The 13,945-nt window shown below is 55.1% G+C and carries 13 protein-coding genes and 1 tRNA gene; 9 read left to right on the plus strand and 5 right to left on the minus strand.

Going from position 1 to position 13,945, the window contains the following annotated elements; translation table 11 throughout:
- Positions 1-9: 9 nt before the first annotated feature.
- Positions 10-1,818 carry a translational GTPase TypA gene (gene typA, locus ABFB09_RS04150; RefSeq protein WP_347000111.1) on the minus strand — a complete coding sequence of 603 codons (1,809 nt, stop codon included), beginning with the start codon at positions 1,816-1,818 and terminating at the stop codon, positions 10-12.
- A 327-nt stretch (positions 1,819-2,145) separates the two neighbouring features.
- On the opposite strand from typA, the gene ABFB09_RS04155 reads away from it, so the two are divergent.
- Positions 2,146-3,123 (plus strand): ATP-binding cassette domain-containing protein, encoded by a 978-nt coding sequence (locus ABFB09_RS04155; RefSeq protein ID WP_347000112.1) that lies wholly within the window; start codon positions 2,146-2,148, stop codon positions 3,121-3,123.
- The gene (locus ABFB09_RS04160) at positions 3,120-3,947 is read left to right on the plus strand and encodes an ABC transporter permease (RefSeq protein ID WP_347000114.1); all 828 of its coding nucleotides are present in this window, start codon (positions 3,120-3,122) and stop codon (positions 3,945-3,947) included. The genes ABFB09_RS04155 and ABFB09_RS04160 overlap by 4 nt, the downstream gene beginning before the upstream one ends.
- A 22-nt stretch (positions 3,948-3,969) precedes the next feature.
- Here ABFB09_RS04160 and ABFB09_RS04165 read toward each other — a convergent pair whose 3' ends face one another.
- The 4 genes from ABFB09_RS04165 to ABFB09_RS04180 form a co-directional block, all read right to left on the minus strand.
- The gene (locus ABFB09_RS04165) at positions 3,970-4,605 is read right to left on the minus strand and encodes a response regulator (RefSeq protein ID WP_347000116.1); all 636 of its coding nucleotides are present in this window, start codon (positions 4,603-4,605) and stop codon (positions 3,970-3,972) included.
- A gap of 2 nt (positions 4,606-4,607) precedes the next feature.
- Positions 4,608-7,772 (minus strand): PAS domain S-box protein, encoded by a 3,165-nt coding sequence (locus tag ABFB09_RS04170; RefSeq protein ID WP_347000117.1) that lies wholly within the window; start codon positions 7,770-7,772, stop codon positions 4,608-4,610.
- Between the two features lie 171 nt (positions 7,773-7,943).
- Entirely contained in the window at positions 7,944-10,295 is a 2,352-nt protein-coding gene (locus ABFB09_RS04175; protein WP_347000118.1) for an endonuclease MutS2, read from the minus strand.
- A gap of 296 nt (positions 10,296-10,591) precedes the next feature.
- Positions 10,592-10,668, minus strand: a tRNA-Asp gene (locus ABFB09_RS04180).
- Between the two features lie 106 nt (positions 10,669-10,774).
- Between ABFB09_RS04180 and rpsF the strand changes: the two genes are divergently transcribed.
- The 7 genes from rpsF to ABFB09_RS04215 are packed head-to-tail and all read left to right on the plus strand — an operon-like array spanning position 10,775 to position 13,935.
- Complete coding sequence (gene rpsF, locus ABFB09_RS04185) at positions 10,775-11,158, plus strand: 30S ribosomal protein S6 (RefSeq protein ID WP_347000119.1); 384 nt, start codon at positions 10,775-10,777, stop codon at positions 11,156-11,158.
- A 28-nt stretch (positions 11,159-11,186) separates the two neighbouring features.
- Positions 11,187-11,588: a single-stranded DNA-binding protein gene (ssb, locus tag ABFB09_RS04190; RefSeq protein WP_347000120.1), complete on the plus strand. Its 402-nt coding sequence runs from the start codon at positions 11,187-11,189 to the stop codon at positions 11,586-11,588.
- 39 nt (positions 11,589-11,627) lie between these two features.
- Complete coding sequence (rpsR, locus tag ABFB09_RS04195; protein WP_347000121.1) at positions 11,628-12,086, plus strand: 30S ribosomal protein S18; 459 nt, start codon at positions 11,628-11,630, stop codon at positions 12,084-12,086.
- Positions 12,087-12,119: 33 nt separating this feature from the next.
- Positions 12,120-12,260 carry a 50S ribosomal protein L34 gene (gene rpmH, locus ABFB09_RS04200; protein WP_347000122.1) on the plus strand — a complete coding sequence of 47 codons (141 nt, stop codon included), beginning with the start codon at positions 12,120-12,122 and terminating at the stop codon, positions 12,258-12,260.
- Between the two features lie 38 nt (positions 12,261-12,298).
- The gene (gene rnpA / locus ABFB09_RS04205) at positions 12,299-12,661 is read left to right on the plus strand and encodes a ribonuclease P protein component (protein ID WP_347000123.1); all 363 of its coding nucleotides are present in this window, start codon (positions 12,299-12,301) and stop codon (positions 12,659-12,661) included.
- Complete coding sequence (gene yidD, locus ABFB09_RS04210; protein WP_347000125.1) at positions 12,633-12,851, plus strand: membrane protein insertion efficiency factor YidD; 219 nt, start codon at positions 12,633-12,635, stop codon at positions 12,849-12,851. Before rnpA ends, yidD begins: the two co-directional genes overlap by 29 nt.
- 10 nt (positions 12,852-12,861) lie before the next feature.
- A complete protein-coding gene (locus tag ABFB09_RS04215; protein ID WP_347000127.1) occupies positions 12,862-13,935 on the plus strand; it encodes a PQQ-binding-like beta-propeller repeat protein in 1,074 nt (357 codons plus the stop codon).
- The last annotated feature ends 10 nt before the right edge of the window (positions 13,936-13,945 follow it).

A 13,945-nucleotide genomic window follows, 5' to 3' on the forward strand; every position in this document is an offset into this window, starting at 1 on the left:
AAAATCCTGCTATTCGGCTCGTCTGCGGTCGTGGGCGGAAAGCAGCTTCTTGCGCAGCCGGATGTTCTTGGGGGTTACTTCCACCAACTCATCGTCCTCGATGAAATCGAGGGATTCTTCGAGCGATAGTTTCATAGGAGTGGTCAGCTTGACGGAAATATCGGAAGTCGAAGACCGGATGTTGGTCATCTTCTTTTCTTTTGTAACGTTGACCGCCAGGTCGGAGCCGCGGGCGTGTAATCCGACGATCATACCTTCATAAACTTCAGTCATCGGTTCGGTGAAAAGTATGCCGCGTTCCTGGGCATTGTTCAGGCCATAGGTGACCGCGGTTCCAGCCTGGGAAGCGATCAGCACGCCGCTGCGGGTACTGCCGACCTCGCCCTGCCATGGTTCGTAATCCAGGAAGAGAGTGTTCATCACGCCGCGGCCGCGAGTGGAAGTTAAAAAGCTGCTCCTGAAGCCGATAAGACCCCGGGTGGGTATGTGATATTCCATGCGTACGTTGCCCAATCCGTCATGATGCAGGTTGGTCATACGGCCTTTGCGCTTGGCCAGCATCTCGGTCAGTTCCCCGATGCATTCTTCGGCGGTATCGATGGTAAGGGCTTCCATTGGTTCCATAACCTTGCCGTCGACGGTTTTGGTAATAGCCTCCGGCTTGGAAAGCTCCAACTCGTAGCCCTCGCGCCTCAGGGTCTCGATCAAAATGGACAGGTGCAGTTCGCCGCGGCCGGACACCATCAGGACGTCGGGTGAATCGGTATCTTCTACACGCAGGCTGATATTTGTTTCCAGTTCGCGGTAAAGGCGTGATCGAAGCTGGCGGGAGGTGCAGTACTTGCCCTCACGGCCGCCGAACGGCGAGGTATTTACGCCGAAGGTCATCTTAACCGTGGGTTCGCCGATGACGATTCCGGGCAGGGCTTCGGGGCGTTCCGGATTAGCCACGGTGTCGCCGATGTTGACTTCTTCCAGTCCGGTGATGGCAACGATGTCCCCGGCCTCGGCCAGGTTGGTTTCCACGCGGGCCAGTCCCATATGGGTGAAGACCTCATTGACCTGATAACGCCGAGTCTCGCCATTCTTGTCAATGACCACTACCGGGTCCCTGGGGGCTATGGTGCCGCGGTGGATACGACCGATGGCTATACGGCCTTTATGGGTGGAATAATCCAGGTTGGAGATGAGCATCTGCAGCGGGCCTTCGTCGATCTCCGGCGGCGGTATGTTCTTTAAAATGCATTCGAAGAGCGGCACCAGGTCCTTACCTTCCGCTTCCGGATCGGTCACAGCGAAACCGCCGCGGGAACTGGAGTAGATCACCGGGAAATCAAGCTGTGCATCCTCCGTCGCCAGTTCTAGGAACAGGTCCTGCGTCATGGACAGGACTTCCTTGATACGGCGCGTCGGCCGGTCCATCTTGGTGATGACGACGATGGGCTTCAGCTTCTTTTCCATCGCCTGCTTCAGCACGAAGCGAGTCTGCGGCATCGGGCCGTCGACGGAATCGACCAGAAGAAGGCAGCCTTCTGCCATATTGAGTACCCGTTCCACTTCACCGGAGAAGTCGGCGTGACCGGGAGTATCGATGATATTGATCTTATGGCCGCGATATTCCACCGCGGTGTTCTTGGCCAGGATGGTGATGCCCTTTTCACGCTCCAGTGCGTTGCGGTCGAGGATCAACTCACCCATCTCCTGGTTTTCACGGAAAACATGGCTTTGTTTTAACAGTACGTCCACCAGGCTGGTCTTGCCATGGTCGACGTGGGCGATAATGGCGATATTACGAATGTCATCACGAAACTTGGGCACAATAGTCTCCTTAAAAAAGCGCGGTCGATTAATCGGGGGAATACAACAAAACGACGCCTGAATTAGGCGTCTGGTCGGAAGCGGCGTCGCCGCCGCAACGAAGTGATAAACCGAGGCATATACATCTACATAATATTGTATCTTTTATAACGGAAATTAGCAATATTCCCGGATTCAGACCGGTTCCTGAGCCGGAGCGGGCTCTTCCGGGAACCGTCGCGTTCTTTCATGGCTTGATTGTAACGCCATCTCCGCGTGCCACCAAATTTGTGCCTTGACTCAGCGATAATCGACAGCTACACTTCTTCGGAAATCGGAGAAAAACTCATGAAAAACAATTCAGTACTTGCCGTCGAGGCATCGGGTCTGGTCAAGATGTTCGGTAAAACAAAAGCCGTCGATGGTGTCGACCTGGCCGTGGCGGCTGGGGGTGTCTACGGATTCCTGGGGCCGAACGGTGCCGGCAAGACCACTACCATCCGCATGCTCGCTACGCTGCTGCGGCCAGACGCCGGCGTCGCCAGGGTCTTCGGGCATGACGTGGTTAAAGAGGCCGATGAGGTGCGGCGGCGAGTCAGCCTGACCGGGCAGTTCGCTTCTGTCGACGAAGATCTTACCGGCCACGAAAACCTGGTTCTGCTGGCGCGGCTGCAGGGCTACGGATGGCCTCAGGCAAAAGCGAGGGCGGCCGACCTGCTGGGGGCTTTCGGATTGGCCGAAGCCGCCGGGCGCCAGGTCAAGACTTACTCCGGAGGCATGCGCCGCCGAATCGATATCGCAGCCAGCATCGTGGTCACACCCGATTTGTTATTTCTCGACGAGCCCACCACCGGACTGGACCCGCGCAACCGTAACCAAGTCTGGGACATCATCCGGTCGCTGGTCGGATACGGCAGCACTATTTTCCTGACGACCCAGTATTTGGACGAGGCTGACGAATTGGCCGACCGCATTGCCGTCATCGATAACGGCAAGATCATCGCGGAGGGCACCAGCGGACAGCTTAAAGCCGCGGTGGGCTCCGGGGCAGTGCATATCCGCCTGCATACTCCCGAGAGCCGGCCGGAGGCCGAACGAATCCTGTCGCTGAGCTTGGGCCTCCCGGTCCACCTGGAGTCGGACCCGGCAGAATTGTCGGTGCGACTACTCGCGGCGGAACACGCGACGGGCGCGCTTTACGAACTGTCCCGGGCTGGAATAGGGGTCAGTAGTTTTTCCTACGGACAACCCAGTCTGGATGAGGTATTTCTCACACTCACCGGCCACTCCGCCGATGTCATTCATAACGAGGTGCCTGCGCAATGATTACTGAACAACCTATCGCTCCGGAGAGCCTTCATTTGGTCCTGTCTGCCCGGGAACGGCCGTCGCGGTTGTCCCCGCTTTCTACCGCTTTGACCTTCGGCTGGCGGGCGCTACTGAAGATCAAGCACGTCCCCGAGCAGTTATTCGATGTGACCGCCTCCCCGATAATTTTCCTATTGATGTTTACCTACCTTTTTGGCGGCGCTTTAGCCGGATCAACCGGGGAGTATCTGCAATTCGTTTTACCGGGTATCCTGGTGATGACGGTGACCATGATTACCATTTACACCGGGTTGGGTATCAACAACGACATCAAAAAGGGTGTTTTCGACCGGTTCCGCTCGTTGCCGATCTGGCGGCCGGCGGTGGTCATCGGGCCGCTGCTGGCTGATACCGGCCGGTACACCATGGCTTCAGCGGTTATGATACTGCTGGGAGTTATACTTGGCTACCGGCCTGAGGCGGGGGTGTTCGGTGTGCTGCTGGCGGTGGCTCTGCTTCTGGTCTTTTCCTTCAGCCTGTCATGGATCTGGATCGCCCTCGGCCTCAAGATGCGGACTCCGGAGTCGCTGATGGGGGTGAGCATGATGATACTGTTCCCGCTGACCTTCGCCAGCAATGTCTTTGTTTCGCCCCAAACCATGCCCGGCTGGCTGGAGGCGTTCGTCAACGTGAATCCCATAACTCACCTGGTGACGGCGGTACGCGGTCTGATGTCAGGCGCAGCGGATGCCGAAGAGATCGTGATCGTTCTTCTGGTCAGCGTGGCGTTGTTTGGTGTCTTCAGCCCGCTGGCAATGCGTCTTTATAAAAATAAGCAGTGATCCAGGGTTTTGATATCAGTATTCAGCTCTGTTTTTTACGGGGATTCTTCGGATACAACTGATCGTAGTATTCCGGGTAGAGTTTTTTAGTGCAATCTGGACAAATGCTGTGTGTAAAATCGGCGTCGGTGTGCTCGGCGACATACGTTTCCACGGATTTCCAAAACCCCTTATCATCCCGGATTTGTTTGCAGTTGGCGCAGATCGGAATGAGGCCTTTCAACACCCTGACGTTATCCAGGGCTTCCTGAAGCTTGCGGGCCAATTCCCGGCGGTCCGCTTCCAGTCCGGCTTTGTATAATGCGATCTCCACCGCGGCCCGAAGGTCGTTCTCGTTGAATGGCTTGGTCAGGTAACCCAGTGGTTCCGCCTTTTTCGCCTGTTCCAGGGTCGCCGGATCGGCGTAAGCGGTCAGATAGACCACCGGCACCGAGAACCGGTGGTTGAGTTCTATCGCCGTGGCGATACCGGAGTGTGGTCCTTTCAACACGATATCCATCAACGCCAGATCCGGCGTGAATTGCTCGGCGATTTTAAGAGCATCGTCGCCGTTGGCGGCAATGCCGACTACCTCGTAGCCAAGGTCCTCCAGGCTGGCCTTGATATCCTGAGCCGTAATGGCTTCATCTTCCACCACCATTATTTTAGCCTTCGTCATCGCTAATCCTCGTTAAATATAATTTGGAAGTCTGAGCCACGATCGGTTTTGACCGTTAATTTACCGGATAACTGGTGTTCAGCCAAAGCCCTGACCAATCTCATGCCCAGCGATCGATCATTTTGCGGATCGAAACCCGACGGCAGACCGACCCCGTTATCCTTAACAGATAAGATGTACCGCCCATTGTCTGGTTGTAAAGAAACCCGGATAGAGCCGCGTTGACCGTCGGGGAAAGCGTACTTTAAGGCGTTAGTCACCAGTTCGTTGATAATGAGCCCCAAGGGAATGGCGGTATCCAGGTTGAAGACCACATCGGCGACATCTATCTCAGCATGTACCGTCCCTGGGGACAGTGAGTAGGCGTGCAACAGGTTATTGACCAGTTCCTTGGCGTATTCCTTGATGCTGATACGCGCCAGATCGGCTGATTGATAGAGCTTGTTGTAGACTAAAGACATGCTCTTGATGCGATCCTGGCTTTCTTTGAGCATTTGCTTGGTCTGTTCGTCAGTTACGAACTGAGCTTGCATTTTAAGCAGGCTGGAGATGACCTGCATGTTGTTTTTGACCCGATGGTGAATCTCCTTGAGCAACAGTTCCTTTTCAGCTAACGCCGCTTTGATCCTTTCCTGCGCTTTTTTACTCTCGGTGATGTCGCGGGCGATGGTGGAAAATCCTGTGACGCGGCCGGCGATATCCTTGACCGGCGAAATGGTAACTGCGACATCGATAATGGCTCCGTCCTTGCGGCGGCGGGCCGTTTCCCAATGATCAGCCTGTCCGAATTCACGGATTTGCTTGAGAATTCCGGGAGTGTCGTTATCGGTACCGGGGGGGATAAGCGGCGTGTTGGATTGCCCGATCATTTCCTCGGCAGTGTATCCCAGCATTTTTTCGGCCGCTTTGTTCCAACTGGTGATGATGCCGTTGATATCCCGGCCGATCAGGGCGTCGGCGGAGAATTCCACGATTGCCGCCAATTGAGATTTGGTTTCCCAGGTGCGGTTGCGCTCGGTGACATCTGTGAAGATGGTGGCGAATCCATTTTCGCCCCAGGGCGCTATCGAGATATCGAAATCCCTGTCCAAGGGTGTGAAATGCACCTGAATATGATCCGGCCGGCCGGTGAGAGCCACTCCAGCATACTCTTCAAGGTAGGGGGGTTTGGCGACGCCATAAGCTTCGGTGGCCAGTTTACCGATAACTTGGGCCTTTTTGAGACCGAGTATTTCTTCAAATTTCGGATTGACATCGATTATCCGGTAATTCACCGCCTGGCCGCGTTTATCCATCACCAACTGGTGTAGAGCGACACCCTCGGTCATGCTGTTAAAAAGCGAACGCAACCTGGATTCATTTTCCTGGAGAGCGATTTCCGTCTTTTTACGCTCACTGATATCCTTGATGACATGTACCGTACCGACACATTGCCCGTCCCTGACGATCGGTGAAGTGGTGACTTCTATGAATTTGCCTAGCGCCGGCTCCATGAATTCGGCGGCGGCCTGACGGCAACTCCGAAGAGTGCAGTCGTGGGGACAGCCTGATGTTGCATTTTCGGTACCATGCACGAGCTCGAAACAATGCCGACCCTTGATGTTATCGATGGGTACCTCGACCAGATCGGCAAACGCCTGGTTGACCCGCACGATATGGTGTTCGGCGTCGATGATGCTGATCGCATCCTTGATGGAGTCGAACGTATTTTCCCAGTCATCGGCGGCGCTTCTTAGCTTTTCCTCCAGGCGCTTGCGTTCGGTCACCACATCGAAAACGGCAACAAAGTAACCTGTTTCCGGGCTGTAAACAGAAATATTGAACCACATATCCAGGGCTTCCACGTAATTCTCAAATGCTTCGGGGTTACCGGTCACGGCCACGCGTCCGTATATCTCAAGCAATTCCGGGTTCGACTCGGCGATACCCGGAATGACTTCGGTGACCTTTTTCCCGACTACATCTTTCAGCCCCGTCAATTCATAAAAGGCATGATTGACATTCAGGTAGACAAAATCGGCAGGCACCTCGTCATGAAAAATCATGCAGCAATAGGCCAAACCGTTCAGCATGTTCTCGAACAGAGTCCGGTACAGCATTTCACTGTGGTGGAGCGCCTGCTCCGCTCGCTTGCGGTCGGTAACGTTACGGAGGAAAACCACCCTCCCGTTGGCTTTCCCCCCGCCGTCCATGAGCTGGGTGACGTCGGCTTCCAGGTCGGTTCCATTTTGAGTGATCAGGCAGAATCCGGAAGGTGATTCGTCGATAGTCCCGATGTTAGAAATCCATGGGGCCGACGTGGCGAGTGTTTCCAAAGGACGGCTGATGATTTCTCCGCTGTTTATCCCAAGCATTTCTCTGGCAGCACGGTTCATGTCGATGATGCGGTTACGGCGGTCCAGCACTAACATCCCATCAGGGATGGTATCGATTATCACATTACGGGCAACTGGAAGTATGTCGAGGAGTTGCCAGTGGAATATGGCAAAAAGGAACAAGATACCGGAAAAAGAAAAGGCAACCCTTGTCAGGTCATAGCCGGGAAACGGGTTATTTCCGGATACATAGATGAAACCGGATAGCCACGGCGCCGCAACCCCGGCCAGCATCAGCACCGTTCGGGGCAGATACTCCTGGTGCGTCTGGAGGGCGTGACGGACCAGCAGTATGCCGCCCGCCAGAATGCACAGGCTGGTATAGCCGATGTTGGACAGCCAGAACCAGATTCCGTGCCCATATATGATGAGGTTGGAACCTGCCGGCCCCGAGCTGAAGGAATTCCAGATTAAGCCGTGCTGCTCGTTGGTGGCGGCCAGAATAAGGGTTACAGCCGGAATGAAGAAAGCCGCGCTTATGGTGCGCCGGTTGAGCCATTTTACTAACCCGGTGTAATCGGCTGCGAATAGGAGGAATAAAACGGGTACGCTAACGCCGCCGATGTATTCCAGCTTTGAGAATAAAATTTTGGTTTCCTGCGCAGGGGCTGAAACTTCCAGCATTCCGAAGAAGGTCCACACGCTTGCGGCGGCCATCAATAAGGCCAACGCCAGGCCACCCGTCGATTTCCGTCGCTGCCAGGAGACTGCGGCCACGATTGTGGCGATGGTGAACGATACCGCGTAAACGGCGGTATAAGATGTCAGAATGAAGGCAGGTGTTTCCGGCATGGATCAGGCGGCCCTGACTGTGACGGTGTTGGGAAAACGATACGGTATGTTACCAGATAACCGGCAGGTACGGAATCGCGGGTATGTTGAATATCTGTTCATTTTTGTTTAACCATGGTATCACGTTCCCCGGTATTGTCAAGATAGTGCGGCCTGCTCCGGTACGGATGATCATTTCAGCCGCAGCACCGTCGCCCCGTCGCCGCCCTGTTCCCGGGGAGCTGAGGCGAAAGAGCGCACAAGGGGATGCCTGCCCGCCTGCTCCCGCACGATAGCGCGGACTGCGCCGGTGCCGAAACCATGGATGATCCGCACTTCAGGAAGATTGGCCGTAGCCGCGTCGTTCAGGTATTCATCGAGCAACGACTCGATGTCGTCGGCGCGTTTACCCCGGAGGTCCAGTTCCAAACCTACGCTTTTTCCGGAGGAAATTACCCGCACCGCGGCCTGGGGCGTCCTTGCCGGTTCACCGGACAACTTTGTAAGTCCGTCCCGCCTCAATTTGAAGTGCAGCGGTCCGGCGGCGACCCCGACCTGGTCTGATTTTTCGTTTACGGCGATGACAGTGGCTTCGATTTCAGCTGCCTTCAACCAGACGCGATCACCGGTTCCGATGGTGGCGTCCTCGACGGCGGCGATACCCGCTTCAGACCGCCAGATACCCTGTTTCAATCTCCCCCGCACCAGCCCGGAAACCTCCCGGGCGTTGGTCACGGCGGCCTGTGAACGTTCGCGCTCGAGGGCAGTCCTGGCCTGCCGCAACTCTTTTTCGAGCACGGCTGCTTCTTCTATTATGGCGTCGCGGGCCGCCCGTAATATGGATTGCTTCTCTTCTTTTAATCTGGTGAGTTCGACGGCCAGGCTTTTATTCTGTCTTTGCAGCGTGTCTTTCTCACACGCCAGCAGCTTTTGGAGGTCTTCCACCCGCCGTTTCTCCGCCTGTAGTTCGGTCAGCAATTCTTCGAGTTGCCGCGCTCCCTCGGCCAGCAAATGGCGGGAAGTTTCGATGACGCTGCCTGGCAAGCCGAATCTGGCGGCGGTGGCGATGGCGTTTGATCCGCCGGGCATACCCAGCGTCAGGTGGTAGGTAGGATTCAATGTTTCTGGGTCGAAGTCGAAAGATGCGTTTTCAAGTCCCGGCGTGACATGAGCGAAGACTTTCAGGTCAGTATAGTGCGAGGTGGCCGCCGCCAGCACCCCGGATGATTTCAAATGCGTCAGGATAGCCCGCGCCAGGGCGGAGCCTTCCTGGGGGTCGGTGCTGGCGCCGAGTTCATCGAGGAGTACCAGGCTGCTGCTACTTACATTATTGAGGATACGGGCGATATTACTCATATGGCCGCTGAAGGTCGACAGGGCTTCCTGGACGCTCTGTTCATCGCCGATGTCGGCAAAAACGCTCTTGAAAACCGGTAATCTGGTGTTTTCACCCGCCGGTATAGGTAAACCGGCCTGGGTCATCAGGGACAGCAGGCCGATAGTTTTTAAAGCGACGGTTTTACCGCCGGTGTTGGGCCCGGTGATGACCATGATGGAAAAATCCCGACCCAATTCGACCGACAGCGGTACCGCCGTCCCGCCCAGCAGCGGGTGGCGGGCGGTATCGAGGCGGACCACCGCCGGTTCACTCGCCGACGGTTTGAAGATGGCCGCCTCGCGTGACCGGGTGCGAATGGCGTAATGCCCTTTGGCCAGCGCCAGATCGATATGGGCTGCGGCGTCCAAGCTGGTCTCTATACCGTCTGAAACGGCGCCGACCAGCGCGGATAATTCGGTCAGGATGCGCTCTATCTCCCGCGCTTCCTCGATCTCCAGTTCCTTGAACTCATTACCCAGTTCCAGAGCGGCGAATGGTTCGACAAAGACGGTGGCCCCGGTGTTGGAGACGTCATGGATTATGCCCTTGATCTCGCCCTTGTGTTCCGCTTTTACTGCGATGGAGAACCGGCCCTCTCTTTCGGTGATGATGGGTTCCTGGATATAACGCCGGGTGGCGTCTGAGTTGATGAAGCTCTGCAGTTTTTCCCCGACCTCGGCTCGCTTGGCCCGCAGTCGGTGGCGGAGGCTCGACAGTTTGTCGGAGGCATTGGGCAGCAAGTCTCCCTCCGGCGATATCGCCCGGTCCAGACCCTTCTCCAGGTGGGAGAAATCACCGATCTCGGTGGCGATGCCTTGAAGACGGGGCGTCTCTTCGGTTATTTCACGGAACTTGAATTTCAGGCGCCTGAGTATAGCTAGGGAACTACGGATCTCCGAGAGTATCTTAGGTTCCAGTACCCGCCCGAGGGACGCGTAACGTGTTTCCTCAGAGATATCGGTTAGTCCGTAAACGGAGAAACCCGGTTCCAGTTCCAACACCTTCCGTGCCTCGGCGGATTCCTCCAAACGGGCTTTGATGAAATCGATATCGGTCGAAGGCTCAAGTGACAGCGCCAGTGAACGGGAGCCGGAAAAGGCGCAATGACCGGCGATGATATCGCGGACGCGAGGGAATTCCAGGAGGTCCAGATCTTTTTCAAACATGCTTTTTATTGTATCACCATTGATAATTTACATAAAGATATTTTGAGCGACTACGTAATATTGACTTACATAGTACCAACGGGAGAATACCAGCAGCAAACAGAGGTGAAAGACTTTATTAGTTAACGGGCAACATAACTCCCATTGTGTAATCTAACTATCAACGTGAGGGTCGCGAAGTCAGAGTGACAGGTATGCGTAGTTAGCGTATTGTAATTGTGCGAGACCGATATAAAATAATTGGTAATGGAAGAAACACGGATTGAGCGGAAAAAACGCTAATTGTAGACAGATAATGGCGACCCCGATGGGATTCGAACCCACGATCTCCACCGTGACAGGGTGGCATGTTAGACCGCTACACCACGGGGCCGCGCGAAGAAGAAGTGTACCTTAGTCGGCTGGGGACTGTCAAACGGAATCCCGTACGACCGTATATTGTTTGCCATTTACCCTTGTGCTATAATGCTTCGGTATTTTTGATAACAGGCATTATGCGGGAGGACACTACCATCGCTGTCAAAGAAAAAAAGAATCAGGCCATGGCCGAACTGCTGCGCACCCGCACCGAACCGGTCCGCAGCTATGAACTGGTCATCATCTATCGCCCGGAACTGACCCCGGAAAAGGTCGACGCCGGAATTGCCCATGTCACCGGATTGGTGACCGGCAGCGGCGGAACCATTGGCGCGGTCGATATGTGGGGTAAGCGCAAGTTAGCCTATCCTATAAAACATCAGGCCGAAGGCATTTATGTGCTTCTGAAATTTACCGCCGTTTCATCGTTGCTCAAGAAGATCAACGGCGATCTGCGCATTTCGGAAGATGTGCTCAGGCATATGGCTGTCGCGCCGGAGGCTTAAGGTCTCCGAATATTATTAGGAGTAATCCATGGTCAGTCTGAACAAGGTGATGATCATCGGCAACGTTGGTGGTGACCCGGAAATGCGGTTTACCCCCAGCGGTCATCCGGTTACTTCTTTCAGTGTAGCCACTAACTGGCTCACCAACACTCCCGAGGGAGAAAGAAAAAAGGAAACCGAGTGGTTCAATGTGACCGCCTGGGATAAGCTGGCCGAACAGTGTAATCAGATTTTGAGCAAGGGCCGGTTGGTATATGTCGAAGGCCGGCTGCGGACCCGTAGTTGGGATGGGCAGGACGGTCAGAAGCATTACCGTACCGAGGTCGTCGCCAATCGGGTTACCTCACTTGATCGGGCGCCTTCGGCCGCCGGTGAAGCTGGCGGCGGTGATGCCGGCGGGGATATCAACCCGGAAGACATCCCCTTTTAAATTAGTCGAACGAACTCAATATAAGCAGGAGATTATAACTTGGTAGTTGCAAGAAGTTTCGGAGCCAGACCGCAGGGAGCGCGCCCCGCCGGACGTTTCGGTGGACGCGGACGTTTTCAGGCGAGGCGTAAAGTATGCGCCTTTTGCGCTGACAGGAACATTGTCATCGATTATAAAGATACCGCCAGGCTCAGCCGCTTTATCTCCGAGCGGGGTAAGATCAATCCCCGCCGCCGAAGCGGCACCTGTGCCCGTCACCAGCGGGCGCTGGCAACGGCTATCAAACAGGCCCGCACCATCGCCCTGTTGCCGTTCGTACCGGAACATATCCGGCAGGCAGGTACCTTCTGGACGATGAGTCCCGCCGCTCCCAAGGCGCCGGAATCCGTCGCTGAGGCCAAGGCTGCCACGGTTCCTGTTGAAAGCAAGATCGAAGCCGCGCCGGAAGTTGTGGCTGAATCCGTTGCGGACACCGTTGAGACGGCGCCGCAGAGCTAATTTATTTTTTAGATATTCGAAAGAGGAATTATCGTGCCCAAAAGGACATATCAGCCTAAAAAAATTCCCCGGAAGAGGGAACATGGTTTTCTGGCCCGCATGGCCACCCGTGGCGGTCGCGATGTGCTGAAAGCACGGCGTGCCAAAGGGCGTAAGCGTCTTACTGTTGTCTAATGAGGTAGTCCCTCCGAAACCTTGATTACGGAGGGTGCATGGAAAAAGAAAAGCGATTGCGGCGGCGAGAAGATTTCCGGCGGGTGCTGGACTCAGGTAGGGGTTTTGCCGATCGGTATATGGTTATAAAAAACACCCCAGGACCCGTGGAAAAAAGCCGTATCGGGATCGTTACCAGTAAAAAAGTCGGCGGCGCCGTTGAACGTAATATTGTCAGGCGGCGTCTCAGAGAAATATTAAGGCATATAGATCTTCAACCTGGACGGGATTTGGTTGTCATCGCCCGCCAGGCCGCCAGTACCGCAACATTCAATGAACTTAGTGCAAGCGTTCGGAAACTGCTAGGGCGCACTGGACTGTTAAGTACCGAAGATGAAAAAAGCGGCTCTCTGGTTAATTGAATTATATCAGAACTCCATTTCCCGGGTACTGCCCCCTTCATGCAGGTTCCAACCTACATGCTCTCACTATACTCATGAGGCGATTATCAGGTTCGGAATACTGAAAGGTGTTTGGCTGGGCGTAAAGCGATTGGCGCGGTGCCATCCCTTGAATAAAGGCGGCTATGATCCGGTGCCGGATAGGAATTAAGGAGACTGGTTTGCGTATCCTAAAGAAGATAGTTGTAATGACCGGACTGCTGGGGTTGCTGGTCGTTGTGGCCAGTGGTTGCCTTGGCGGCGGTACCCGCAATGTCGGTTGGAGCGGCGTCACCGTATCAGGGGACGCCCTGTATTTCAATTCGCTTAACGGCACTCTGATCTCACTCAATGCCGAAGGAGGCACGCCTCGCTGGCAGGCGCCTCTGGAAAAAGCACTGGGCGCGTACGCATCTCCTCTGGTGGTCGATGACACACTATACATAGCGGCATTTGGCGGGCAGGTGTTCGCTCGCAATGCCGCGGGTGGCACCGAAAAATGGACTTATCCTACCGGCGGACAATTACCCGAAGCAATCGTCGGCGGGCTTGCCTACGATGACGGCCGGCTATTCTACGGCAGTACCGATGGTAATGTTTATGCGCTCGATGCCGCTACGGGGCAAGAGATTTGGGAGTTCTCCACCGGCGACAAGATCTGGGCAACCCCCGTTATCGATGATGGGGTCTTGTACATAGGGTCGTTTGACAAGAGTTTCTACGCCATATCGACAGATACCGGGAGCGAACTCTGGAGTTTCGAAGCTGGCGGGGTATTCACCGCGACAGCTCTTATTTATGATGGCACTGTCATTGTGGGGTCTCTGGATCGTAACCTGTACTCGCTGGATAAACAAACCGGCACAATGCGCTGGCAGTTCGCGGCCGACCGCTGGTTCTGGGCGACTCCGGTTCTGATCGACGACACGATTTACGCTCCCAACACCGATAGCCGGGTATATGCTATCAATGCCGACAATGGAACTCTCTCGACGACCTATGAAATGTCGGCGCCTGTTTCTTCCTCGCCCGTTGTGGTGAACGGCAACATTGTTGTGGCTGCCCAGGACGGGATTGTAAGCACTATCGACCCGTCCTCAGGGCAAATCACCCAGTTGGCGGATCTGGATGTCACCGTCCGGGCGCCTTTGACCGCCAGTGTTGACGTGATTTACGTCCATTCCCAAACAAATGAAGCTGTTTACGCTTTGAATGCAACCACCGGCACCCAATTGTGGTTCTACAGGGCTCAGTAAAGAGGTATTT

The sequence above is a fragment of the Dehalogenimonas sp. THU2 genome (assembly GCF_039749495.1).
Lineage (GTDB): Bacteria > Chloroflexota > Dehalococcoidia > Dehalococcoidales > Dehalococcoidaceae > Dehalogenimonas.